22 protein-coding genes are annotated in these 24,443 nt (G+C 61.1%); 5 read left to right on the top strand and 17 right to left on the bottom strand.

Annotated features, from left to right (window positions below; all coding sequences use genetic code 11):
- Position 1: 1 nt before the first annotated feature.
- The 5 genes from AC6I6H_RS04575 to AC6I6H_RS04555 all read right to left on the bottom strand — a co-directional run bounded on the left by AC6I6H_RS04575 (position 2) and on the right by AC6I6H_RS04555 (position 6,915).
- Entirely contained in the window at positions 2-1,018 is a 1,017-nt protein-coding gene (locus tag AC6I6H_RS04575) for an SDR family oxidoreductase (protein ID WP_497952042.1), read from the bottom strand.
- Between the two features lie 678 nt (positions 1,019-1,696).
- Positions 1,697-2,758: an LLM class flavin-dependent oxidoreductase gene (locus AC6I6H_RS04570; RefSeq protein ID WP_497952037.1), complete on the bottom strand. Its 1,062-nt coding sequence runs from the start codon at positions 2,756-2,758 to the stop codon at positions 1,697-1,699.
- 390 nt (positions 2,759-3,148) lie between these two features.
- Complete coding sequence (locus AC6I6H_RS04565) at positions 3,149-5,455, bottom strand: carbohydrate-binding domain-containing protein (RefSeq protein WP_497952034.1); 2,307 nt, start codon at positions 5,453-5,455, stop codon at positions 3,149-3,151.
- Positions 5,456-5,489: 34 nt separating this feature from the next.
- Positions 5,490-6,179 carry a DUF4956 domain-containing protein gene (locus AC6I6H_RS04560; RefSeq protein WP_497952029.1) on the bottom strand — a complete coding sequence of 230 codons (690 nt, stop codon included), beginning with the start codon at positions 6,177-6,179 and terminating at the stop codon, positions 5,490-5,492.
- Positions 6,172-6,915 carry a polyphosphate polymerase domain-containing protein gene (locus tag AC6I6H_RS04555; RefSeq protein ID WP_497952025.1) on the bottom strand — a complete coding sequence of 248 codons (744 nt, stop codon included), beginning with the start codon at positions 6,913-6,915 and terminating at the stop codon, positions 6,172-6,174. Before AC6I6H_RS04555 ends, AC6I6H_RS04560 begins: the two co-directional genes overlap by 8 nt.
- 223 nt (positions 6,916-7,138) lie before the next feature.
- On the opposite strand from AC6I6H_RS04555, the gene AC6I6H_RS04550 reads away from it, so the two are divergent.
- From AC6I6H_RS04550 to AC6I6H_RS04530, 5 genes are all read left to right on the top strand, one after another.
- Positions 7,139-7,816 carry a response regulator transcription factor gene (locus tag AC6I6H_RS04550; RefSeq protein WP_497952021.1) on the top strand — a complete coding sequence of 226 codons (678 nt, stop codon included), beginning with the start codon at positions 7,139-7,141 and terminating at the stop codon, positions 7,814-7,816.
- A complete protein-coding gene (locus tag AC6I6H_RS04545; RefSeq protein ID WP_497952016.1) occupies positions 7,816-9,279 on the top strand; it encodes a sensor histidine kinase in 1,464 nt (487 codons plus the stop codon). The genes AC6I6H_RS04550 and AC6I6H_RS04545 overlap by 1 nt, the downstream gene beginning before the upstream one ends.
- A gap of 156 nt (positions 9,280-9,435) precedes the next feature.
- Positions 9,436-9,885, top strand: coding sequence for a carboxymuconolactone decarboxylase family protein (locus AC6I6H_RS04540; RefSeq protein WP_497952012.1), 450 nt, complete (start codon positions 9,436-9,438; stop codon positions 9,883-9,885).
- Between the two features lie 31 nt (positions 9,886-9,916).
- Positions 9,917-11,062 (top strand): sigma-70 family RNA polymerase sigma factor, encoded by a 1,146-nt coding sequence (locus tag AC6I6H_RS04535; RefSeq protein ID WP_497952007.1) that lies wholly within the window; start codon positions 9,917-9,919, stop codon positions 11,060-11,062.
- A gap of 556 nt (positions 11,063-11,618) precedes the next feature.
- Complete coding sequence (locus AC6I6H_RS04530; RefSeq protein WP_497952004.1) at positions 11,619-12,515, top strand: diacylglycerol/lipid kinase family protein; 897 nt, start codon at positions 11,619-11,621, stop codon at positions 12,513-12,515.
- Positions 12,516-12,771: 256 nt separating this feature from the next.
- Here AC6I6H_RS04530 and AC6I6H_RS04525 read toward each other — a convergent pair whose 3' ends face one another.
- From AC6I6H_RS04525 to AC6I6H_RS04470, 12 genes are all read right to left on the bottom strand, one after another.
- Positions 12,772-13,812 carry an oxidoreductase gene (locus AC6I6H_RS04525; protein WP_497952001.1) on the bottom strand — a complete coding sequence of 347 codons (1,041 nt, stop codon included), beginning with the start codon at positions 13,810-13,812 and terminating at the stop codon, positions 12,772-12,774.
- Positions 13,813-13,831: 19 nt separating this feature from the next.
- On the bottom strand, positions 13,832-14,224 hold the full coding sequence (gene mscL, locus AC6I6H_RS04520) for a large conductance mechanosensitive channel protein MscL (RefSeq protein WP_497951997.1): 393 nt from the start codon (positions 14,222-14,224) through the stop codon (positions 13,832-13,834).
- A 206-nt stretch (positions 14,225-14,430) separates the two neighbouring features.
- The gene (locus tag AC6I6H_RS04515) at positions 14,431-15,285 is read right to left on the bottom strand and encodes a manganese catalase family protein (RefSeq protein WP_497951992.1); all 855 of its coding nucleotides are present in this window, start codon (positions 15,283-15,285) and stop codon (positions 14,431-14,433) included.
- A 144-nt stretch (positions 15,286-15,429) separates the two neighbouring features.
- Complete coding sequence (locus AC6I6H_RS04510) at positions 15,430-15,969, bottom strand: DinB family protein (protein WP_497951987.1); 540 nt, start codon at positions 15,967-15,969, stop codon at positions 15,430-15,432.
- A gap of 66 nt (positions 15,970-16,035) precedes the next feature.
- On the bottom strand, positions 16,036-16,983 hold the full coding sequence (locus tag AC6I6H_RS04505) for a helix-turn-helix transcriptional regulator (protein ID WP_497951982.1): 948 nt from the start codon (positions 16,981-16,983) through the stop codon (positions 16,036-16,038).
- 42 nt (positions 16,984-17,025) lie between these two features.
- Positions 17,026-18,246: a chromate efflux transporter gene (gene chrA / locus AC6I6H_RS04500; RefSeq protein WP_497951979.1), complete on the bottom strand. Its 1,221-nt coding sequence runs from the start codon at positions 18,244-18,246 to the stop codon at positions 17,026-17,028.
- A gap of 187 nt (positions 18,247-18,433) precedes the next feature.
- Positions 18,434-20,164, bottom strand: coding sequence for a phosphoenolpyruvate--protein phosphotransferase (gene ptsP / locus AC6I6H_RS04495; protein WP_497951976.1), 1,731 nt, complete (start codon positions 20,162-20,164; stop codon positions 18,434-18,436).
- A 38-nt stretch (positions 20,165-20,202) separates the two neighbouring features.
- A complete protein-coding gene (locus AC6I6H_RS04490) occupies positions 20,203-20,475 on the bottom strand; it encodes an HPr family phosphocarrier protein (protein ID WP_497951974.1) in 273 nt (90 codons plus the stop codon).
- Between the two features lie 20 nt (positions 20,476-20,495).
- On the bottom strand, positions 20,496-20,948 hold the full coding sequence (locus AC6I6H_RS04485) for a PTS sugar transporter subunit IIA (protein ID WP_497951970.1): 453 nt from the start codon (positions 20,946-20,948) through the stop codon (positions 20,496-20,498).
- Positions 20,949-21,032: 84 nt separating this feature from the next.
- Entirely contained in the window at positions 21,033-22,418 is a 1,386-nt protein-coding gene (locus AC6I6H_RS04480) for a PTS fructose transporter subunit IIC (RefSeq protein ID WP_497951969.1), read from the bottom strand.
- Between the two features lie 19 nt (positions 22,419-22,437).
- Entirely contained in the window at positions 22,438-23,397 is a 960-nt protein-coding gene (gene pfkB, locus AC6I6H_RS04475) for a 1-phosphofructokinase (RefSeq protein WP_497951968.1), read from the bottom strand.
- Positions 23,394-24,185, bottom strand: a complete 792-nt coding sequence (locus AC6I6H_RS04470) for a DeoR/GlpR family DNA-binding transcription regulator (RefSeq protein WP_497951964.1) — start codon at positions 24,183-24,185, stop codon at positions 23,394-23,396. The genes pfkB and AC6I6H_RS04470 overlap by 4 nt, the downstream gene beginning before the upstream one ends.
- Between the last annotated feature and the right edge of the window lie 258 nt (positions 24,186-24,443).

Genomic DNA, 24,443 nt, shown 5'->3' with positions numbered 1-24,443 from the left:
TCTAGCCCAAAATGTCCTTCTTTGCCTTCTCGAGCGCCGCGACCACCTTGTCGCACCATTCGTCGAACGCCGGGTCCTCCGCCTGAAGCTCGGGATGCGCCAGAATGTGCGCCACTGTCCGCTTGATTCCCTGGTCGAGCCGCGTGGTCGCCACGAACTCCGGTACCAGCCGCTTCAGCTTGCTGTTGTCGAACACGACCGTGTTGGCCTTGTCTCCGAGCAGCCCGCCCCGGTAATCCTCCGTGCTGCAGGCGTCGAGGAACTCCGACGCGACATGGACGGCGTTCAGCTTCACGCCGAGCGCGTCGGCAATGATCGCATAGATTTGGTTCCACGTTACGGATTCATCCGACGTGATATGGACCGCCTCGCCGATGGCGTGGATATTGCCCATCAGCCCGATGAAGCCTTTGGCGAAGTCGCTGTTATGCGTCATGGTCCAAAGCGAAGTGCCGTCGCCGTGGATGATAACCGGCTTGTTCTCCAGCATGCGTTTGGCAACCTGCCAGCTTCCTTTGCTTCCGTGCACGCCAAGCGGGATAGAGCGCTCGTCGTAGGTGTGGCTCGGCCGTACAATCGAGACCGGAAACCCGTCCTCGCGGTACAGCTTCATCAAGTAGTCCTCGCAGGCGATTTTGTTGCGGGAATACTGCCACATGGGGTTGGACAGCGGCGTGCCCTCCGTGATTCGGTAATCCGAGAGCGGCGTCTGGTAGGCCGAAGCCGAGCTGATAAAAATAAACTGCTTGGTCTTCCCCCGGAACAAACGGTAATCCCGCTCCAGCTGCGGCACCTCAAACGCGATAAAATCCGCCACCACGTCAAACTGATGCGGCGCCAGCAGCTCCGCGACCTTCGCTTCGTCGTTGATATCGGCGATGATCGTTTGAACGCCTTCGGGCAGCTCCTCGTTGCGGTTGCCGCGGTTCAGAAGGTAAAGCTCGCAGCCTTCCGCCGCCAGCTGCTTCGTAATGGCCGTGCTGATGATACCGGTTCCTCCGATGAAAAGCGCTTTCATGATTGCATCCACCTCCGCAGGTATGTAAAGCGTTGCCGTTCTATTTTCTACGATACCACCCGAACCGGGCGAAAACAAACGCCGGGCGCAGCTCCGGCGGCAGGGGCGAGCGCAGCTCCGGCGGCAGGGGCGGGCGCAGCTCCGGCGGCAGGGGCGGGCGCAGCTCCGGCGGCAGGAGCGGGTTTTGCCGTCTCCGCCTCTCCGGCTTTATCCTTTGTTCCGTTAAAAATGCAGGGGGCTCGTAAGAGACTCTTTGATTTATGCAAAGACCCATGGGGTCCGCTCTTCCGCTATTGCCGTTATTTCCGTTATTTCCGTTATTTCCGTTATTTCCGTTATTTCCGCTATTTCTGCCATTGCTTCCACTGCCGCCATTTTTGCGAGGGCGTCGGTTTTATCCCGTTCCGGTCGCCGCCCCGCGCTAACGGTTGCCACAGCGCTTAATCAAGCCAAAATCGCCCCTTTTTTACGCTAACGGTTGCCACAGCGCCTATTTGGGGGAAAACGGGCCCAACCAAGCGTAAAAACGAAAAATAAGCCCTGTGGCAACCGTTACATTTTCAAACCCCTCTTTTTAAAGCAAATAGCCGCTGTGGCAACCGTTAGGTCTCCATGGGCGCCTGAAACTGCCGCCTCCGCAGAGAGCCCCGTTTTTCTTGCGCCTCTCTACTCTGCCGCTTATTTACTCTCTCCGCCAGCCGCTTCCCAGGCGGCGACTTCCTCCCTTACGCGCGGAGCGACCTCGTTGCCCAACAGCTCGATCGCCTCCATGACCTCTTCGTGCGGCATCGTGCCGAGCGGCATATGCAGCAGGAAGCGGGTGACGCCGACGGTTTTGCGCAGCGCCACGATCTTGCGGGCGACCGTTTCCGGGTCGCCTACATAAAGCGCGCCCTGCGGACTGCGCGCCGCGTCGTAGCTGGCGCGGCTGTAATGCCCCCACCCGCGCTCGCGTCCGATGATGTTCATCGCCGCCTGCGTGGACGGGAAGAAGCGGTCCGCCGCCGCTTCGGTATCCCGGCCGACAAAGCCGTGCGAGTGACACGCCACCGGCAGCTTGGCCGGATCATGCCCGGCTTCGGCCGCAGCCCGCTTGTACAGCTCCACCACCGGCGCGAATTGAGCCGGCCGGCCGCCAATGATCGCCAGCACGAGCGGGAGGCCGAGCAGGCCCGCGCGCACGGCGGATTCGGGATTGCCGCCGCTGCCGATCCAGACCGGCAGCGGATTCTGCACCGGGCGCGGATAGACGCCCAGGTCATTGATCGCGGGCCGGTGGCCGCCTTTCCAGGTTACCTTCTCGGACGCGCGGATTTTGAGCAAAAGCTCCAGCTTCTCGTCGAACAGCTCGTCATAATCGTTCAGGTCGTAGCCGAACAGCGGGAACGATTCGATAAACGAGCCGCGGCCCGCCATAATTTCCGCCCGGCCGTTGGAGACGGCGTCCAGTGTGGCGAAATCCTGAAACACTCGCACCGGGTCCGCCGAAGAAAGCACCGTGACCGCACTCGTCAGGCGGATGCGCTCTGTTTGCGGCGCAGCCGCCGCCAGCACCACAGCGGGAGAAGAGGCGGCGTAGTCCTTCCGGTGATGCTCGCCCACTCCGTATACATCAAGCCCCACGCGGTCCGCCAGGACAATTTCCTCCACCACTTCCCGGAGCCGCCGGGCATGGCTGATCAATTCGCCGGTTTCCGGGTCCGGCAAGGTTTCCACAAACGTGCTGATGCCGATCTCCACGCCAATCCCTCCTTTTTGTTTCATTCTAACATTAGAGAAATCCCAAACAAAATGAAACGCCCTTCCTCCCGAAGGCTGCCGGCTGTAAGCGGCGGCGAGCTACGGCTAAGCGGAAAGCGGTCGGACATACAAAAGCCTTCAGTTATTTCGATCCCAGCCAAGACAAAACGGTTTCCCTCGGCTTTGAGCGGATTGCCCAGGCCCTCGATTACGACCGGACCTGCGAAATCGGTTTAAGTGGGATCGGCCCGGGATTTCTACATGGCCCTCGGCTTTCAACGGACGGTGTACGTCAGTTATGTTTGGCAAAAGAAACTGCCTCAATCCTAATGTCCATAAGTGAAAGGAACCGTTCCATTTTCGGAACGGTTCCTTTTTGCCGGGACTGTTTTACGTTTGATCTGCGGCTGCATCCGCCGCCGTTCCCCCGGATTGGCTTTCCGCCGGAGGAACGGGGGCTCCGTTGGCCGGAGGCTCGCCGGCCGGCTGCCCTTCCATGGCGCCTCCCCCTGCGGAGCCGCCGGCTCCGGGCCGGGTTCTGCCGCCTCCCATGCCGGGCCCGCCGCCCATGCCGCGGTTGGCGCTGCCGGTCGTCACGCCCGATTCGTTCAGCCAGGTGACACTGGCCGTGATCTCAAAGGCGACAACCTTTGCTCCGCCGCTGTACTCCCCGTCCGTATAAAATCCTCCCTTTTCGCTGCCGGTCGAAGCCCCGCCCGAGTAGAGCGTGTAGGAGCCCTTTTGCAGCTCAGGCGAGCTGATGACCACGGACTGATACGCTTTGGTTGGCGCAAAGGTCAGAACGGACTTGCCTTCGCTGTCCTCCAGATGAACAAGCGTTCCCGCCTCCTGCGCTTCGTCAAACGTCATCAGGATCGAATATTGGCTGGATTCCCCGGAAGCCGCCTGCGCCATGCCCGCGCTGCCCGCCGCCGCCAGATACCCGCCGGTCAGCTCGAAGCTGCCGTCGTAATCCAAAGCTCCGTTGCCGGCATTGGTCGGTCCGTTGACCGCCACAGTGCCGCCGGTCATCTTGATCGAGCCGTTGGCATCGAGGCCGTCGCCCGCCGCATCCACGGTTACCGTTCCGCCGCTGATGGTCAGCACACCGCTTCCGGAGCCGCCGCCGAAGCCGCCTTGCCCTTCGAGGCCGGAACCGTCGTTGCCGCCCGATACGTTAATGCCGTCATCGGAGGCGGTCACCTGAATGTCGCCGTCCAGGATCGTGATATTCGCGCCTTCAATGCCTTCATAGGTCTTGATCAGCCGGACGGTTCCGCCCGCTATGGTGGTCAAAACATCCGCATGAATGCCGTCATCGCCGGAAGATATGGTATATTCTCCGCCCTTCACCGTCACGTTCGCGTTGCTGTGCAGCGCGTCGTCGGCGGAGTCCACCGTAAAGCTTCCGCCGTTCAGCACCAGATCGCCGCCCGCCTTCAGCCCTTTTGCGCTGGTCGACTCCGTTTCTTCGGCGGTCGACGCCGACGAGTTCGCCGAAGGTTCGCTTCCTGCCGTACCGGCCATGGACGAGTTCGCCGAAGTGTCCGATGCATTTGCCTCCGAAGCGCCGGCCGCCGGCGCGGCATTCGAGCCGCCCGAAGCATTTGCCGCCGATGAACCGGCTGTGCCGCCGCTCCCCGCCGAGCCGCTCCCGGTGCCGCTGGCCGCTGCGCCGTCTGCCGGAGCCGTTTGACCGGCTCCGCCCCGGCCCCAAGGCCCCTGACCGCCCATGCGCTCCTCCGTTTTCACTTCGCCGTTTGCACTCCCGCCGTTCGTCACGATGTCGTACGTGCCTCCGTCGGCCGCCAGGGAGGTTTCGGCCTGGATGCCGTCGTTGCCCGCCTGAATCGCAAAGCTCCCGGCGGCAATCGCGACAAACCCTTTGGCCGTGTCGGTATCATTCGTCGACTTGATCCCGTCGCCGCCCGCCTCAATGGTCAGCGTGCCATCCTTGACGGCGACCATGTCGCGCCCGACTATCCCGTCGTCGTTGGCCTTGACCGTGATGTTACCGGATACGATTTTCAGATCGTCTTTGCCGGTAATGCCGTCCTTGTAGTTCGCCGTCACCGAAAGCTTGCCGGTGCCGTTGATCGTCAAATCGGCTTTGCTGAAAACAGCCGCGCTCGGCTCGTCGGAGGAAGCGTCCGCCAGCGTATAGGACGCTCCGTCGGCAATCGTGTTTTCGGTTCCTTCCGCCAGCGTGAGGACCGCCTTGCCGGCGTCCGTAATGGATATCGGGGCGCTGTCGCTGTCGTGCAGCTCCACGCCGTTCAGCACCAGCCGAACGGTCCCTTCATCCGCGGCACTCACCAGAATTTGCCCGTCGTCCAGCTTCCCGCTCAGCACGTAAGTGCCCGCTGCGGTAATCGTGACAGAGCCGTCTTTGGCTTCCGCACCGCTTCCGGTCACCGTGGCCGACGCGCCGTTCAGCTCCACCCGCGTCGCCGTGTCCGCGTTCCAGTCCGCATTCGTATCGTCTTCGTCCAGCGTTACCAAATCGGCGAACGCAGCCAGCTTCGTCAAATCCACGCTCGTCTGCTCGTAAATCGCAGCGGTTTCTCCGGCGCCGGATGTTGCCGCCGCTGTAACCTCGGCTTCGGTGGCGGTGCCGGATGCTGCGCTGCAGGCGGTTACCATGGCGGCGCACAGCAGCGCCAGGCCCAGTTTGCTTCCTGTTGCCCACTTTTTCATAGGATATCGTTCCTTTCGATAATGGAGTTGGGCCTTAATACTCCGCCGCAGGCGGGTTCAAGGTGAGCGACAAATCCAGATTGCCGTTCCGGCAGCGGATGGCGTCGAGAAATTCCTTCGTGTTGACGGAGGGGTCCAGCGTAACCAAGTAAACCAGCTCGTACAGACTGCCGAGCTCGGCGGTCCGGATTTTTTTCAGCTCATAGGTGACTTTGAACATCTGAAACACTTCTTCAAAAGCCTCTTCATAGCCGAGGTTTTCGGGCACGGTCACCTTCAAGAGCTTCTGGGCGCTTTTGCGGACCCCGACCCGAAACCGGCTGAGGACGAACATCAAGAGGCAGAGGATTACGGTAAACAGCACGGCGTACCCGAACGCGCCCACCCCGCAGGCCAGACCGGCGGCCATGGTGAACAGCACATAGGCGATGTCCTTCGGATCGCCCGGCGCGCTGCGGAAGCGGATGATCGAAAACGCGCCCGCCAGGCTGAACGCCCGGGCGACATTGCTGCCGATCAGGAGAATAATGATGGCGACGATCGAGGGCAGAAGCACCATGGTCAGCGTAAAATTTTGCGAATACCCGGCCGGGTTTGTTTTCATATAAGTGAAGCTGATGACGCCGCCGAGCGCGATGGCTAACAAAATGGTCAGCAGCGCCGAAGCCAGGGTCAGGGTTGGCGTTCCGCTCGCGGCGGACACGGAAAACAGGGATTCAAGCATACAAAACACGCTCCTTCTCGGTCATGCCGGTTCGTACCGTTTTCTTGTATTCGTTGCCGTATTTGGAGAAGCTCGTCCGGTAAAGCTCGTGCTCGGACAGCATTTTGGCGAGCCAGACGGGGATCGTTTTCTCCGCCTTCACTTCCATCAGCCACTGCCCCCGCTCGAGAAGCGGTTCGCCATGGTCGCCGCGTTCCAGCCGGAGGTCGTACCGGCGGCTGCGGATATTGGTGTCGAAGGTGATCCGCAAATCCCGGCTGCCCATGCAGAACAGCGCCTTGCGGTCGTAAGCCAGATAAACCTTCGGCTCCAGATCGTACCGGGTCAAAAAGTAGCGAATTTCCTCCACCACCTGCTTGTTCATGTAGCCCTGCAGCATTGGCGGCTCGCCGGTGCGGACAAAATCATAGGCTTCCTTGAGCCGGAGCGCCGTTCTCCTTTTGTTGACGAGGCCGAACACCTTTTTCTTCAGCTCCAGGTAAACCTTTGCTCCGCTCTCCGGAACGCCGTATGCCCGCAGCCGAAGCTTTTCCTTGTATTTGGGCTTCGCCAGGCTGGTCCGGATCAACGTGTCGTGCGGAGTGTCGAAGTACAGGTTGCTGATGGAATAAAACCCGTGCTGCCGGTTGTACTCGTCCGGCTCCATGTATTCAAGCAGGTTATGATAGATTCGTCGGTAAGCCGCGTCATCCATTAAGTATTTGTTTTCGTACCGGTTGAACACTTCAATCGCCATTCGGTTTCGTCCTTTCCGCCGGAAGGCCGCTTGCGCCGTCCGGTTTGTCGTTCTGGTTGTATCGTATCGGCTCAACCTTTAGCGAAGCTTAAACGGGTTTACAATTTCTCAACAGGCGGCGGGCCCGGCGCTGAACGAGCGCGCAGGACCGGTTAAGGTGGATTAAAGGTTCTCCTGCTATAATGACGAAGAAGCAAGAAACCCTGGCAGAGGATGAAGCCCAATGAGAATCTTGATCGTGGAAGACGAACTGCATCTGGCGGAGGCCTTGACCCAAATTTTAAAAAAGCATCATTATTCCGTGGACGCGGTGCATGACGGGCGCGACGGTCTCGATTACGCGCGGAGCGGCATTTACGATCTGCTGCTGCTCGACGTGATGATGCCGGAGCTGGACGGCTTCGGCGTTTTGAAGGCGCTGCGCAAGGACGGAATTTCCACGCCGGTGATTCTTCTGACGGCAAAAGGGGAAACGGCTGATAAAGTGACGGGGCTTGATTACGGAGCGGACGATTACGTGGCCAAGCCGTTTCAGACGGAGGAGCTGCTGGCGCGAATCCGGGCGGCCCTGCGCCGCAAAGGCGAGGTGCTGCCGGACGATGCGCTGCGTTTCGGGGATCTGGAGCTGAACCCGTCCCGTCTGCGGCTTGCGGTAAAAGGGAAGGAAATGAAGCTCAACCTGAAGGAAAGCGAGCTGCTGGAGCTGCTGATCGTACGGAAGCAGGCGGTGACGTCGAAGGAGCAGATTATCGAAAAGCTGTGGGGCTTCGACTCGGAGGCCGAACACAACAACGTGGAAGTATACGTTTCGTTTTTACGAAAAAAGCTGGCCTTTCTGAACTCGTCGGTGCGCATCGGCACCATACGGGGCGTTGGCTATGTGCTTGAGGAGAATGCCTGATGTTCACCAAGCTGAGGAACCGGTTTTTGCTGGTCAATCTCGTGACCATCACCCTTACCATGCTCGTCGCCTTTGCATCCATTTACATCATTACCTACCGGGACGCGCGCAGCGACATAAAAATGGAGCTGCACCGCACCGCCGAGTTTTACCGCGAGCCCATGGGAAACGGCCACCCGCGGAACGGCGGGTTCACGGATGCGGCAGGTGCCGCGGAGGGCGCGGCCCAAGCGCCTGCGGCGGGCTCCGCGGAAGGCGCGGCCCAAGCGCCTGCGGCGGGGTCTGCGGAGGGTGCGGTCCAAGCGCCTGCGGCGGGGTCTGCGGAGGGCCCCCTGCTCCCAAGCGAAGAGGCGCAGGATGGCGCGGCCTTTGCCGACAAGGGCAAGCTGATGCGCGGCGGAGGAATGCCCGGCGGCGGGGTCGGTGGAGGCGCAGGGCCGCAGGAACGATCGGTCTCCTTCCTGCTGCTGACCGATGCGGCCGGGGCGCTGGCGGGCAAAGAGTCGCGTTTTGAGGCGGATGACGCTTTTTATGAAACGGCGCTTGCAGCCGCGCTGAAATCAGGTAAAGCGGAGGGGCAGTTTGCGCTGGACGGAACCGACTGGGCGTACATGAAGCAGCCTGCGGCTTCAGGCGAGATGCTGGTCTTCCTGGACGTTACCGCGCGTCAGGAAATTCTGACCAACCTCATCTATACCTTTGCGGCCGTCGGGCTGGTGATGCTGCTCGTCATTTTCCTGATCAGCCGGTATTTCGCCAACCGGTCCATCGCTCCGGTGAAGGAAGCGTTCGAGAAACAGAAGCAATTTATCGCCGACGCGTCCCACGAGCTCAAAACGCCGCTCGCCGTGATCAACACCAACGCCGACGTGCTGCTCGCAAACGGCGACGAACCGATCCGCGAGCAGGCGAAATGGCTTCATTACATCAAGGCGGAGACGGAACGCATGAGCCGCTTGACCGGCGACCTGCTGTACCTGACCGAAATGGACGACGCCCGGACAACCGTGCTCTACAGCCGGTTCGACTTGAGCGAAGCGGTGGAAACGGTCATTTTGACCATGGAAGCGATGATTTTCGAGAGGTCGCTGACGCTGGAGTATGACATCGAGCCGCAGCTAAACGTGTACGGAAGCAGCGAGCAGCTCAAACAGGTGGTGCTGATCCTGCTCGACAACGCCGTCAAATACGCGGGACCGAACGGCACGGTGACCCTCTCGCTCAAAAAGCAGCAGAGCGACACCCTCCTCATGGTCCGCAACACCGGGGAAGGCATCGCGCCCGAGCATCTGGACCGCATCTTCGACCGGTTTTACCGGACGGACGCCTCCCGTTCGCGAAAGCTTGGCGGGCACGGCCTGGGGCTGGCCATCGCCAAATCGATCGTCGAACAGCACAAGGGCAAAATTTACGCCAAAAGCGTTACCGGCGAATACGCCGCGTTTTACGTGCATCTGCCTTAAAGCGCGCGCGTTTTTCCGGTGCGTTTTTCCGGTGCGTTTTTCTGGCCTTTTCGGTTTTCCCGCAAAAATTTTTTGAACCGTGTCCGCTTCCTGTCACAAAACCGTCCTCCCGCCGGTCATCTTTTAGGAAGACCATTTTGAGAGGAGAAAAAGACAATGAACCTTCGCATGGATTACCGCACGGCCAATCCTGGAGCCGTCAAAGCGATGATGGGGCTGGAGCAGTACGCATCCGGCCGCTTCGCGTCGGACAAACTGCTGTACGAGCTTTTGAAAATCCGCGTTTCGCAGATCAACGGCTGCGCCTACTGCCTGGATATGCACACCAAGGAAACCTTGAAGCTGGGTGATCATTTGGAAAAGGTGCTGCTGGTTTCGGTTTGGCGGGAAGCGCCCGTCTTTACGGAAAAGGAACGCGCCATGCTGGAGCTGGCCGAGACGGTGACGCGAGTCGCGGACCACGGCGTTCCGGAAGAGCTGTATGAGCGCGTCCGGAAGCAGTTCAGCGAAGCGGAATACTTCGACTTGATCATGGCGATCAATACAATTAACAGCTGGAACCGGATCGCAATCTCGATGGGCGCATCCCCCGGATTCGACGCTTGACTTGGACGGAAAAGGAGGAGGAGGAGCGGACATGAACGAAGAGGCGCAGCAGCAGCCGCAGAGCGCGGCGCGGGGAGAAGTAGAGGAATGGTATCGCGGCTACCGGGCGTATGCCTTTGCCATCGCCTATCGGATGCTCGGCTCCGTCTCCGACGCCGAGGATGCGGTGCAGGACTGCTTTGTGGCCCTGCACCGGCGGCCGCAGGAGGAAATCCGCCAGCCGAAGGCGTACCTTGCCAAGCTGACGGTGAACCGCTGCCTGAACGTTCTGCAATCGGCGCGCAGGCAGCGGGAAACCTATGTGGGGGAATGGCTGCCGGAGCCGCTCGGGGAATCGGCGGACGCACCGGAGGAATGGGTGGAGCGGCAGGACCGCATCAGCTACGCCCTTCTGGTGCTGCTGGAGAAGCTGAAGCCGCTGGAGCGCGCCGTTTTCGTGCTGCGCGAAGCCTTCGAGCACGAGTACCGCGAGATCGCGGAGTGGCTCGGCAGGACGGAGCCCCACTGCCGCCAGCTGTACAGCCGGGCACGCCGCAGGCTGTTTGACGGAGCGACGGGCGGAGCGGGCGCCGGGCACAGCGGGAACCCGAGCGGGGCGGGCGCGGGCGCCGGGCACAGCGGGAACCCGAGCGGGGCGGGCGCGGGCGCCGGGCACAGCGGGAACCCGAGCGGGGCGGGCGTTTCGCGTGCCGGCGGGCCTTCTCCTGGCGGCACCTTCGGCAGCGCTCCAGCCGTACCGGCCGTCCCGCCGGCGAATGCAGCCGCAGCGGGAGCGGATGCTTTCCGGCTTCGGCTACTGGAGCGGTTTACGGCCGCGTTCCTCTCCCATGATGTCGGCACCATGGTGGAGCTGTTGGCCGAGGAGCCCGTTCTGATCGCCGACGGAGGGGCCCAGGTCCATACCATCGGCCGGCCGATGGCCGGGCGGAAGGGCGTCGTCGCCCTGCTCACGTCCCCCCGCGTGCTTCGGCCGCTGAGAGAGTTGCAACCGGTCCCCAGCCGGATAAACGGCGAGCTGCATCTGGCTTTCCAGCAGGACGGCGCTGTCGTTGCCGTCATGTGCTTCGGCATGAACCCGGCAGGCGACCGGATCGAGCGGGTTTACCTCCTGGTTAATCCGCTTAAGCTGAAGACAATCGCTCCTTTAGGAAAAGCCCTCCAGCTCCCTTTTCAATAGCGTAGTTTGAAAAAAGCTTAGGGTCGTCCGACGGAAAGCGAGGCGAAAACCCAATCCCCCGACTCTCCAGCTATCTTCCCCTCGCTGGACTGAGATGTAAGTGCATAAAAGCAACTAATTCGAGCTTAATTCGCTACTTTGGGCTGAATAGATGCAAAAAGGCAACTATTTCTTCAGTTTCCTCTAAAAATCGCTCGTTTTCAAGAAAATAAGTGCGCCTATGGCGCTATTTTGCGTAGAGACGGGAAACGACGGGAAATAGGTGCCGTTCTGCACCTATTCGCATCTCCTCTCTCCGTCGTTCGCTTAACCGGTCCAACCGCACCTCCCCGCCGTCGTTCGCTTAACCGGCCCAACCGCACCTCCCCGCCGTTCGCCTTCCCGGGCCTAGCGAACATTTTCATAAGGAACCCGGCAAGACAAGCAAACGAACGGGAAACGTCGAAAGGAAAACAGCCTTCGGGAATGGGTACCAACAAAAAGAGGTACGGCTTTTTTTGGGTAAAAGGATGACAGGCACTTAACGCCGCATCCCATATCAGAGAGGAACATCGGCATGAAGCAGGCCATGCTTATCGTCAACCCAACTTCCGGCAAAGAGGAAGCCCCCGCCTACCGTGAGCTGGCGGAGGATGTCCTGCGCGGCGCCGGCTATGAGGTCGCTGTGATGATTACGGAAAAGGTGCTGGACGCCACCCGGTTTTGCGTCCACGCATGCGAGCAATGCTTTGATCTGGTCGTTTCCATGGGCGGAGACGGCACCCTGCACGAAACGATTAACGGACTGATGGACCAGGGCCACCTGCCGCGGATCGGCGTCGTCCCGCTTGGCACCGTCAACGATTTTGCACGCGCCCTGCGCCTTCCGCTGGACGCCGAGCAGGCGATCCGCAGCCTGGCCTCTTCCCGGACGGCGGAAGTCGACCTGGGCCGGATCAACGACCGGCTGTTCGTCAACGTGGCCGCCGCCGGCTCGCTGGCGGAGTCGCTGTTTTCCGTCTCGTCGGAGGAAAAATCGCGGCTCGGCGCGCTGGCTTATTTCAAAGAGGGCTTGAAGGAGCTGACCGGTGCTTCCCCCGCCCCGCTGGTTATCCGCCACGACGGCGAAACGTGGGAGGGCGATGCGCCCCTCTTTCTCGCCGCGCTGACCAATTCCGTCGGCGGCTTTCAGCGGCTGGCGCCCAACGCGGCGGTGGACGACGGACTCCTGCACTGCTTTGTGGTCAAGGACCTCTCTCTGCTGAAGTCCGTCACCCTCAGCCTGTCCCTGCTGCTCGGCAACCTGCAAAACCACAAGGACGTGTATTACTTCACCGCCAAAAACGTGACCCTGCTCACGCCCGAAACGATGCGGACCAACGTCGACGGCGAAGAAGGCCCGGCCCTGCCGGCCGAGCTGCGCATCCTTCCCCGCCACGCCCGAGTCCTTGTGCCGGAAGAAGAACCGGCGTAAGCGCCAGGAGCACCGCACTCCGGCTCCGGCTCTGGCGTAAGCGCCAGGAGCACCGCACTCCGGCTCCGGCTCTGGCGTAAGCGCTGGGAGCACCGCACTCCGGCTCCGGCTCCGGCGTAAGCGCCAGGAGCACCGCACTCCGGCTCCGGCTCCGGCGTAAGCGCCAGGAGCACCGCACTCCGGCTCCGGCTCCGGCGCCACCGCTTCCGGAGCCCCCGTTTTCCGCCCACGCTGCCGCAACCCTTCCTGCACAGGGCTAGTGCATCACGCACTTTTCCCGGCCGAACACGACGCAGGGCTGGCAGCGGATGCAGTACCGGATTTCGTCTCCCCGGGCCGCTTTGTTCGCCCATTCGGGGTCGACGATGAGGTCGCGGCCGATGGCGGCAAAATCGGCGTCGCCCCGCGCCAGGATGTCATTTGCCCTTTCCGGCGTACGGATCTCGTAGACCACGATCACCGGAACGCCCGTGTTCCGTTTGATCTGGCTTCCGCCGTACGTTGTCCAGTTATACGGGTACCCTTCCGGAACCTCCGGCGCTTCGGAGGAATAGCCGCTCGACGACACGTCCAGAAGATCGATGCCCATCGCCTCCAGCCGGCGGGCCATCTCAATTCCGTCCGCGAGCGCCGGCTCGTTGCAGCCCATCCGGTAGGCCAGGATAAAGCGTTCCGGCACCTCCGCCTTGACCCGGGCCACGACTTCGCGGATAAAGCGCAGCCGGTTGTCGAGAGAGCCGCCGTAAGCGTCCGTGCGCCGGTTCACCTGCGGAGATGAAAACTGGTTCAGCAGGTATCCGTGCGCGCCGTGAAACTCGACGCCGTCGAAGCCCGCGCGGCAGGCCCGAACGGCGGCGCCGACGTAGGCGTCCTGCAGCTCGCGCAGCTCCGGCTGGGTCATTGCCCGGGCCCGGATGCCGTTTGCGGCGTAATCCGAAGGGCCGTAAGGCTCCCAGCCCAAGGCGGGGTCCATCTTGATGCCGAGGTGCTGGAGCTGCAGCAGCGCTTTCGCCCCGTGCGTTTGGCATTCCGCCGCCAGCGCGGCAAGCCCCGGCACATGCTCGTCCGACCAGGCGGCCAGCTGGGATACCATCGACCGGCTTCCCGGATGCATGCTGGTGGCCTCCACGATGATGAGCCCGACGCCCCCACGCGCTCTCGCACCGTAGTGCCGCAGGTGGCCGTCGTTGACAAATCCCCCGCGGGTTTCCGGCACCAGGCATTCCATCGGCGGCATGACGATGCGGTTGCGGATGTCATGGCCTTTTAGGCGGTAGGGCTGAAACAAATGATTCATCGGAAAAGTCCTCCTCTTCTCAGCGGTGCGCGGAGCGATTCTGCTCTTTCAACAGGTCGCGGATTTCCGCCAGCAGAGCCTCTTCTTTGCTCGGCGCGGGCGGCTCCGGCGCCTCTTCGGGCCGGGCCTTTTTCATTTTTCCGAGCAGTTTGACGAACAGAAAGATGGAGAGCGCGATGAGCAGGAAGTCCACAACCGCCTGGATAAAGTTCCCGTAAGCGAGGGTCGATTCCCCGTAGGTATAGGTCAGGCTGGTGAATTTCAGCCCCCCGAACAAAATGCCGAACAGCGGCATAAGCAAATCCTGCACCAGCGAGCTGACGATCTTGCCGAACGCCGTTCCGATGACGACCCCGATGGCCAGGTCCAGCACATTGCCTTTGAATGCAAACGCTTTAAACTCTTTCCACATGAGCATGTCCCCTTCCGTATTCCTTTTATTGTAGCATGAAAAAATACAGCTGCATCCCGTCCTCCCCCGAAGCGCATGCAAAAAAGCCCCCGTCCCGGCGAGCTGAAGTGCACCTCTAAGAATTCATCGGAATAACCAGGGGATTTTTCCAATGTCTATTCCAAGGGGTGCACTTCAAACCGGAGACAGGGGCGCTTTGACGCCTTTTAAGCGTTCAGATCGTACAGGCCCGGGCTGTGCTCGTTCGGCATTTCGGGCAGGATCGGCATCGGATAGCCTTCCGGCGGAGGGACAACCTCCAGCGTGCCGTTGTTGCGGCTGGGAGAAGTCCCGCTGAAAATATCCGCTATGCGCGTGGCATCCAAGCGGAAGTTAAACTGCGCGTTGTGGAAGCCCATGTCCACATATTTCCGGCATTCGGGATATTTGTTCAGGTCGTAGTTGGGGATCGGGAACAGCTTTCCCCAGTTGACCCCGAGCGTCTCCAGCGCTTTGGCAAACGCGTTTTGGTGCGCGTTGTCCCGCACGATAAGAAAAGCGAGCGTTTCCCGGAACGTTTTGTTGGTGCTCATCTCGTAAATCCGGGATTTTTGCAGCACGCCCGTCGATTCCAGCACCAGATTGTCCAGCAGGTCGGCGACCAGATTTCCGTGGGCGTACACGTAATTACCCATCCACGGGTTGCCCGAGGCATCCACCGGCAGGGAACTTTGCGCTCCGATGATGTAATGATGCGGGTTGGCATGCCGGACCGCGTCGTCAAGCGGCGCGCCGTCCGTGCCGGCGTCTCCCGGCAGCTCTTCGCCCGAGCCGGTCAGCAGCTGGTTGATGGTGTGCTGGACCAGCTCTACGTGGCTCAGCTCCTCCAAAAACACGCCCCGGATCAAATCGCGGTACTGCAGCGCGCTTCCCCGGAAATTGTTGCTCTGAAAAAAGAACTGCATCATGGTGCGCATTTCGCCAAACCGCCCGCCGAGAATTTCCTGGATGACCTTCGCCGCCTCGGGGTCCGGCCGGTCGGGCACGATCAGATTGATCAGATCCTCTTTGTAAAAATACATCTGCATCCCTCCGCAAACCAGTTTTGGGTTCGCTTTAGTTTGGGATGCGGAAGAGGATGTTATTCTTGCCTGGAGCGGGACTTGGCCGAAAGCCGCCGCTTGCCTCTTGGCCCCTTTGCCCCGTTTCCGCTCGGCCGGCAAACGTTATTCCCTCGGAACGCTATCCGCCGATAACCGCTCCAGCTGCATAAAATGATGGCGGTAATGCATCTCGGTCAGCATAAACCATTCCTCCGCCGTAAGATAACCGAACTGAGGGTGAGGGACCGCAGTGCCGGGCGATGTCTGCTCCAGCAGCGGCTCAAGGGATCGCATCCGGTCCAGTACGGCCGCAAGTCCCTGAACAAGCTGTTCCTTGTTGGCGGGCTGCGCCGGCGTATACAGCGGGGAAGCCGGAACGCGAATCCTTACAGGCGGAAAGCCTCCTTGTGCGAACACTGCTTTCCCCGCCTCCGTTTTCTCCTGAGAGGCATCCCGGCGGCTAGCCCCTTCCCGAAGGCAGTGCCCGGCATTCCGCAATTGCATGCCGAGGGCCGATTGGATCAAGTGCTGATACAGCTGCCCGATCGACCATTCCTCCGGGTCGGGTTTCCGCAGCAGCCGCTCCGTGTCAAGCGCCTCCAATTCCGTCAGGTAACGGGCTGTACTTTGTTCAAAACGCCGCAAGGCTTCCTTCGTATCCATGCTATGCAACAGCTCCTTTTTTTAAGGTCCCCCCCACTATACAAAAACGCTACTGACAACAGTCTGTCAGTAGCGTTTCAGGATGTTTTCAGCTTCTTCGCGTACCCGGCTCCGGAAGGCGGACGGCTCCAAAACCTCCGCAGCCGCGCCCCAGCCCAGCACCCACTGGAGCAATTCTTCCGGCTGCCGGACCCGAAAGCTCATATACAGGCCGTCCGCCCGGTCTTCGGCAGCCACTCTATAAAAGTTATCCGATTCCTTCACCCGGTCGGCGACATCGGAATGGAACCGAATCCGCACCAGCTGATCACGGTCATCTGGCGGCGAATATTGGTGCAGGTCAAAGCCGGCGGGCAGTGCATACGCTTCTTCCAGCACCTCCAGGTTCGACATTCGCGACAACCGGAAATGGCGGATTTCCCGCCGCAGGTCGCAATAAGCGGTCAGCACCCAGGAACCGTGCAGAAGTACCAAGCCGTACGGGGCGGCAGCACGCCAGGTTTTACGGGCTCCGTCGGCTTCGGGCAGCCGTTTGGCATAGCCAAAGCCGATCTTCCTGCCCTTTTCCATCGCGGAGCGGATAACCGGGAGATGCTCCTTTTCCCGTTCGCGGGCCTCCCCTTCCCCCGGGGCCAGCATGCGGATCGACTTATGCATCCGGGAGGCTTCCCCGCTTACGGCCTCCGGCAAAGTCGCTTCGATTTTCCCTCGGGCGGTCCGGGCATTCGCACCGTACCGGCTATCAAAGCGCTGCTCGACAAACCCCGTGCCGATCAGCAAAGCCACGGCTTCTTCGGCGGTGAAGCGGACCGGGGGAAGAAAATAGCCCTCCATCAGGCTGTACCCCACGCCGGGGGCCCCCGCTACCGGAACGCCTGCTTCGCTAAGCGCCCGGATGTCCCGGTAAATGGTCCGCACGCTTGTTTCAAAGGTCTCTGCCAAATCCTCCGCCCGCAACACCTTCCGGTTTTGCAGCTCCAACACAATGGCCAGCATCCGCTCGGTTTTGTTCATCTCCTCCAAATTCCCTCCTTGTGGAGCCAAGACACCTGTCCATCAAAGTAAGCCAAGCCCGATCCCCCCGGCCGCTCCCGCCAGCACGACAGCCCAAGGCGGCAGCTTCCAAAAAACGAGCATCGCAAACAGCCCCAGCGTCAAGGCAACATCCGCCGGCTCTCCAACCGCTGAGGTCCACAGCGGATCGTAAAGGGCCGCCAGCAAAATTCCCACAACCGCCGCGTTGATTCCGGCGAGGGCCCCCTGAATGCGCGGGTTTGCCCGCAACCCGTTCCAGAACGGCAGCACTCCCCCGACCAGCAAAAACGCGGGGAGAAAAATGCCCAGCGTGGCGACCACCGCTCCCATAAGGCCGTCCGCCACAGCTCCCAGATAAGCCGCAAAGGTAAACAGCGGTCCCGGAACGGCTTGGGCGGCTCCGTATCCCGCCAGAAAGTCCGCCTGGCTGACCCAGCCCGCGGGAACCACCTCCCGTTCCAGCAGCGGAAGCACAACATGGCCACCGCCGAATACAAGCGAACCGGAGCGGTAGAAGCTGTCGAACATAGCCGGCAGGCCCGTCTCTCCCGGCTGCCGCAGGAGCGGAAGCAGGACCAGAAGGGCGGCGAACAGCAGCAGGCAGCCCGCGGCAAAGGTCCGGCCGACGGTCACCGCCATAACGCTCGCTTGTTCCGCCGGTTTTCGGCGGTAAAGCCAAAAGCCCAAAAGGCCCGCCGCCAGAATAAGCAGGACTTGCGTATAGGCGGTTGGCCAGACAAGCGCCCCGGCAGCCGCAAGGACGGCGATGGTTGCGCGGCCCCGGTCGGGCGCGAGCTTCCGGCCCATTCCGTAAACCGCCTGCGCGACGATCGCCACCGCCACCAGCTTCAGTCCGTGAATCCAGCCCGCCCCTGCCAAATCGAACCCTTGCAGCAAAAAAGCAAAGGCCGTCAGAGCAAGCACCGAGGGCAGCGTGAATCCGAGCCATGCGACCAGGCCGCCCAGCACGCCCGCCCGGATCATGCCGATCCCGATGCCGACCTGGCTGCTGGCGGGCCCGGGCAAAAACTGGCAGAGCGCTACCAGGTCGGCATAAGCCCGCTCGTCCATCCATTTTCGGCGTTGAATGTACTCGTTATGAAAGTAGCCCAAATGGGCGATCGGGCCGCCAAAAGAAGTAAGCCCCAGCTTCAGCGAAACCTTGAGCACTTCCGCCAGCGCGGCGCCCTTTCCCGGGACCGGCCTCGCGCCGCCATCCATCCGTTCCGTTTTTTCGGGCATGGCTCCCCCCGTTCCGCCACATTTCCGGTTTTCTGTCGTCCCCCGGCTGACGGCGTTTTCTGACTTCAGGATAGCATGGACTTCCTCTCTTCGGCGCCCTGTCTTTTTTAAGCGTTTTGTAAATTCATATTAGTGTATGTAAAAGCAGCCCGTCCACCGGGACGGACTGCTTGCTTCCTGCCGCGTGTCAGCTGCGGCCCGCTTGCAGAAATTCCTTCAACCGGCCGCGAACCTCCGCCGGCGTATCCAGATTCAGCAGCGTTTCCGTCAGCTCCGCGCATGACGAGCGTTCCAGCGAGGCGACCGTTTCCTTCACCCGCTGAATGGCCGAAGGCGACATGCTCCACTCGTGCAGCCCGAGTCCGAGCAGCAGCGGGGCTGCCAGCGGATCGCCCGCCATGCTGCCGCACATGCCGGTCCATTTGCCGTGGCGGACGGACGCGTCGATCACTTCCTTGATCAGGCGGATGACCGAGGGATGGAAATAATCGTACAGGTACGACACCTTCTCGTTCATCCGGTCCACGGCGACCGTGTACTGCACCAGGTCGTTGGTGCCAATGCTGAAAAAGTCGACCTCCCGGGCAAAACGGTCCGCAAGCAAAGCGGCCGACGGAATCTCGATCATGATGCCGACCTCGATCTTTTCTCCGGCGGGAACGCCCTCCGCCTGCAGCTGCGCCCGCGCTTCCTCGTAAAGCGCCTTGGCCGCCCGCCATTCGTCCAGACCGGAGATCATCGGAAACATAATCTTGACCGGCCCGTGAACACCCGCCCGGATGATCGCGCGAAGCTGAGTGAGCAAAAGCTCCTTGCGGTCCAGGCACAGGCGGATGGCGCGATAGCCGAGAAACGGGTTCATTTCATGCGGCAGATCGAGGTAAGGCAGCTCCTTGTCGCCGCCGATGTCCAGCGTCCGGATGACGACGGGCCGCCCCTGCATGGCTTCCACCGCCTGGCGGTACGCTTGGTACTGAACGTCTTCGCCGGGCATTTTCGTTTCGCTCATGAAAAGAAACTCCGTCCGGTACAGCCCGACGGCCTCCGCTCCCTTGTCCGGCAAGCCCTCCGCTTCCTGCGGAGTGCCGATGTTGGCCGCCACCTCAATGGCAAAGCCGTCCCGCGTCACCGCCGGACGCGTTCCGAACGCCGCCAGACGCTCGCGCTCCGCCAGCTCCGCCTGCTGCTTGGCGACGTATTCGGCCAGGACCGCTTCGTCCGGCTCAAGGATGCATTCGCCCGTGGAGCCGTCGACAACCAGCGTGCTTCCGTGGGCGATCCGGTCAAGCTCCGCTCCAACCCCAAGCACCGCCGCGATGCCGAGCGAATTCGCCAAAATGGCGGTGTGCGACGTTTTTCCGCCGATGCGGGTCACAAACCCGAGCACATGAACCTTGTTCAGCTGCACCGTATCGGATGGCGTCAAATCGTCGGCCACCAGGATGACTTCTTCGTCAATGTCGGAAAGCCGCGCGCCCCGGTGCCCGACCAGATGGACGATCAGCCGGGTGCCGACGTCCCTTACATCCGCCGCCCGTTCGCGCATGTATTCGCTCGCCATGCCCTCGAACAGCCCGGCGACCTGGTTGACGGTGCGAAGCACCGCGGTTTCCGCCGACCATCCTTCGTTCTGGACCAGCTTTTGCATGGGCGGATAGAAAGCCGGGTCGTTCAAAAAGCTGACCTGTCCTTTCAGAATCGCCGCCTTTTCCTCGCCCAGCGTCTGCTTCGCCCGTTCGATCAGACGGCCCAGCTCCTCCGCGCAGGCGGCTTTGGCATTTTCCAGCCGGTTCAGCTCCTGTGCGGGGTTATCCGCCTTCCGCTCTTCGACGTCCGTCAGCTTCAGCGGCTTGTAGACAAACGCTTTTCCGATCCGCACGCCTTCCGACACGCCGATTCCGTTCAGTTGGGAACTCATCTTGGTGACCTCCTTTTGCCGCGGGAGCTCCGCTTCACTTACGCTTCGCCGAAGCCGCTTTCGACCAGCTCGGCAAGCTGGACGACGGCTTCCTCTGCATCCGGTCCTTCCGCCTCGATCGTGAGCACCGCCCCTTTTTCCAGCCCGAGGGTCATCAGGTTCAGAATGCTTTTTGCGTCGGCTTCGGTGGTTGTGCCTTCCGGCTTCAGGATGATTTTCGATTGGAATTGAGCCGCCTTCTCCGAGAACAGCTGCGCCGGCCGGATGTGGAAGCCGGCTGCGTTTTGAATCGTTACTTGTCGGGATGCCATACGTTTCGCCCTCCTTTGGCTTAAATCGTTTCGAGCAGCGCCTTCAGCTGCTCCGGGTTTTCGACGGCCATCAGCCGGCCGCGGAATTCCGAGTCGATCAGCTTGCGGGACAAGGCGATCAGAATCTGCAGGTGGCTGTTGCCTTCGGCCGCTTGCGGCACGGCGATCATAAAGACCGCATTCACCGGCTCGCCGTCAAGGGAATCCCAGTCGGCCGGGGCGCTTAGCTTGGCAAAAGCGAGGCCGGGTTCGGAAACCCCGGCGGATTTCCCGTGGGGAATCGCGACGCCGAAGCCGATGCCGGTGGACCCGGTGGCTTCGCGGGCGAGCACGGCCTTTTTGTATTCTTCTTTGTCCGTCACGGACCCGGCGGCGGCAAGACCGTCGATCATGCGCGTGATAATATCCGTTTTATCGGTTCCCTCCAGCGGGATAAAAATCGAAACTTCCTTCAGCAGAGCGTTGATGTCCATGTGCAAGCTCCCTCCTGGAAAATGATAAGACGGATGTCGGGGAAAACGGCCTCTCCGTTCTCCCCGACGCCCGTTCTGAGCCGTTTAGGCTTGGCGCTGCTCGACCGGCTTCTTGACGATGCTGAGCAGTAGAGCGGTAACCAGCGTGCCGATCAGAATCGCCAGGGCATACAGAAGAACATGACTGACCGCGTTCGGAATCAGAAGGACAAACACGCCGCCGTGCGGAGCGCGAAGCGTCGCATCGAACGCCATCGACAGAGCGCCGGTTACGGCCGATCCGACCGCGATGGACGGGATAACGCGGAGCGGGTCGCCGGCCGCGAACGGGATTGCGCCTTCGGTAATAAAAGCGAGCCCCAGCACCGACGCCGCTTTGCCGGCGTTTCGTTCCTCCGGCGTGAATTTGTGTTTGGCAAAAAGCGTTGCGAGCCACAAGCCGAGCGGAGGCGTCATGCCGGCGGCCATAACCGCAGCCATCGGGCCGTAAATGTCGCTTCCCAGAAGCCCGACCGCAAACGTATAGGCGGCTTTATTGAGCGGCCCGCCCATGTCGAAGGCCATCATCGCCCCGAGGACCAGCCCGAGCAGCACGGCGTTCGTCGTGCCCAGGCCGTTCAGCCAATCGGTCAAAGCCTGCATCAGCGCGCTGACCGGTTCGCCGATGACGTAGATCATCAAAAGGCCGGTAATGCCGGAGGCCAGGAGCGGGATGAGCAGAATCGGCTTCAAGCCCTCCAGGTTGCGGGGCAGCTTGATGTACTTTTTGAGCGCAAGCGCAACGTAACCGGCCAGGAAGCCGGAGATGATCCCGCCGATAAACCCGGCGCCCGTGCTGGAGGCCAGCATGCCGCCGATGAGTCCCGGGGCGAGGCCCGGTTTTTCGGCGATGGAAAAGGCGATAAAGCCGGAAAGAATCGGAACCATAAGAGCGAAGGCGGCCCCGCTGCCGATGTTCATCAGCGCCGCGGCCAGCGTTCCTTCTTCTTTAAACGCTTCGATGCCGAAGATAAAGGACAGGGCAATCAGGAGACCGCCCGCCACCACAAGCGGCAGCATATGCGAAACGCCGGTCATCAGGTGCTTGTACGGCCCCGAACGCGTTGCGCTGCGCGCGGCCTTCAAATCCGCCACCTGCTTGCCAAGATCCGCGGTTGGGGCGGCCGGCTCTTTATTCAGCGCTTCCTCCAGCAAGCCTGCCGGATTTTTGATCGCCTGGGCGACCGGAACGCGCACAACGGGCTTGCCGGCAAAGCGGCCTTCCTGCACGTCGGTGTCCGCCGCGACAATGATGGCGTGGGCCTCGGCGATTTCCTGTTCGGTCAGCTCGTTTTCGACGCCGACGGCGCCCCGGGTTTCCACCTTGATGTAGACCTCTTTTTCCTTTGCGGTTTTGAGCAGCGATTCGGCCGCCATATACGTGTGGGCAACCCCGGTGGGACATGCGGTCACGGCGAGTATTTTCTTCATGTGGATAGCCCCCTTAGAGTTAACTTCTTGCTGTGGTTTCATGAGCGATCGGGACTAATGGCAGCGACTCGGTGACTTCCCGGAACGTGCATACCTGCGTGCCTGGCTTCGAGGCCGTAACCGTCCCCGCCGCCGAGGTCCAGCGGGCGATCTCCTCCGCTTTCATTTCCTTCAGGAAGCCGTAGGCCATTGCGGCGACCATCGAATCTCCCGCGCCCACGGTGCTCCGCGGCGTGATCGGGAATGGCCGGGCGCTGATCGCCTCTTCCCTGCTTACCAAGAGCGAGCCGTCCGCCCCCATGGAAACCAGCACGTATTCGATGCCGCGGGCAATGAGACTCCGGGCGGTGCGGATAATGGCTTCCTTGTCCGCCAGCTTCTCGCCCGTCAGCCGTTCCAGCTCGTGAATGTTGGGCTTGATCGCAAACGGCCCGGCTTCGACGCCCTGCGCCAGCGCTTCGCCGTCCGCATCCAGTATCGGCAGCGCACCCTGTCGCTTTGCGCTTGCGATCAGCGTCCTGTAGTAATCGGACGGCGCGCCCGGGGGAAGGCTCCCTCCCAGCACCACGATCGAGGCGTTTGCCGCCGCTTTGCTGAATTCGCTTTCAAACCTGTCCAGGGTGTCCGCATCCACGCGGAAGCCGGGTTCATTCAGCTCCGTCGTTTCGTTGGTCGATTCGTCCACGATTTTCAGGTTCACGCGTGTCTCTCCCGCGCATTCCAGCAGAGCGGCCGCGATGCCGGCCTGTCGGAGCTTTTCACGGATGACCTCTCCCTGATGCCCGGCGGCGAGGCCGTGCGCCTGAACCTCCACTCCGAAATCCTGGAGCACTTTGGCTACATTAATGCCTTTGCCACCCGCATCCAGCCGCATATCTTGAACGCGGTTTAACCCGCCGTATTCGAATTTGTTCAGGGTAACGGTCTTGTCCACCGCCGGATTAAGCGTGACGGTAATCACCGGGGCTCCCGGTCTCATGACGCTCCACCTCCTAAGTCGGCCTGTTCCACTTCCACGCCGATTGCTTCCATTTCCGCCAAAGCTGCGGAGGAAAGCCGCGAGTCCGTGATCAGGGTTGTAATGTCCTCCAGCCCTCCGAACCGGGAGAAGGAAACATTGCCGTATTTGCTGTGGTCCGCCAGCAGGATAACCCGGCGGGCTGATTCAATCATTTTCTGTTTGGTCGCCGCTTCGACCAGGTTGGGCGTGGTCAGTCCCGATTCGGCCTCAAAGCCGTTGGTGGCGAGAAAAAGCTTCTCCACCCGGATCGCGCCGATGGCTTTCTCCGCGAGGGACCCCACCATAGCCAAGGTTTCGGAACGCAGCGTGCCGCCCGTCAGGACCAGCTCGATGTTCTTTTCGCCCGACAGCTCGTAGGCTGCCATGACCGAGTTGGTCGCTACCCGCAGCTTGCCTGGGTAGCCCTTCAAAAGCTTGGCCAGCTCGAAGGTGGTCGTCCCCGAGTCGAGAAAAAGCGTATCTCCCGGCTGGATCATGGCGTAAGCCGCGCGGGCGATGGCCTGCTTCTGCGCCTGGAACCGGTCTTCCTTCTCCAGGAAGGTCGGCTCCGCCTCCTCCTGCTGCCGGAGCGCCACCGCGCCGCCGTGCGTGCGCCGCAGCAGCTTTTGCTGCTCCAGCTCCCGCAAATCCCGCCGGACCGTCGATTCCGATACCTGAAACTGATGCGCCAGCTCCTGAACGGAAGCGCGTCCCTGCCGCGTGACGTAGTCGGCGGTCGCCTGCTTGCGTTCCTCTTCAAATAGCATGGAATGAATCCCCCCTGTCTATGCCTCCATTTTATCATGCTCATTTATGATTAAATATGACGGCAAGCACTTGTATTGGAACCCCTCTTGCTCATTCATGATTATAATTGCTCGTTTTAATATTGTAAAGCGCTTTCTTTTATTTTATTGCTTACAATCAGTCATATTTGAGCATAAATGCGCTTAAAGGGATTTTGGATGGGATCGAGGAAGATACAAAAAAAGATCCCCCTGCACCGCAACAGGCTGGGGGGATCT

The organism is Gorillibacterium sp. sgz306347 (genome assembly GCF_059735245.1).
Note: the sequence above shows the minus strand (reverse complement) of the source record. Positions and strands in the feature narration are given on the sequence as shown.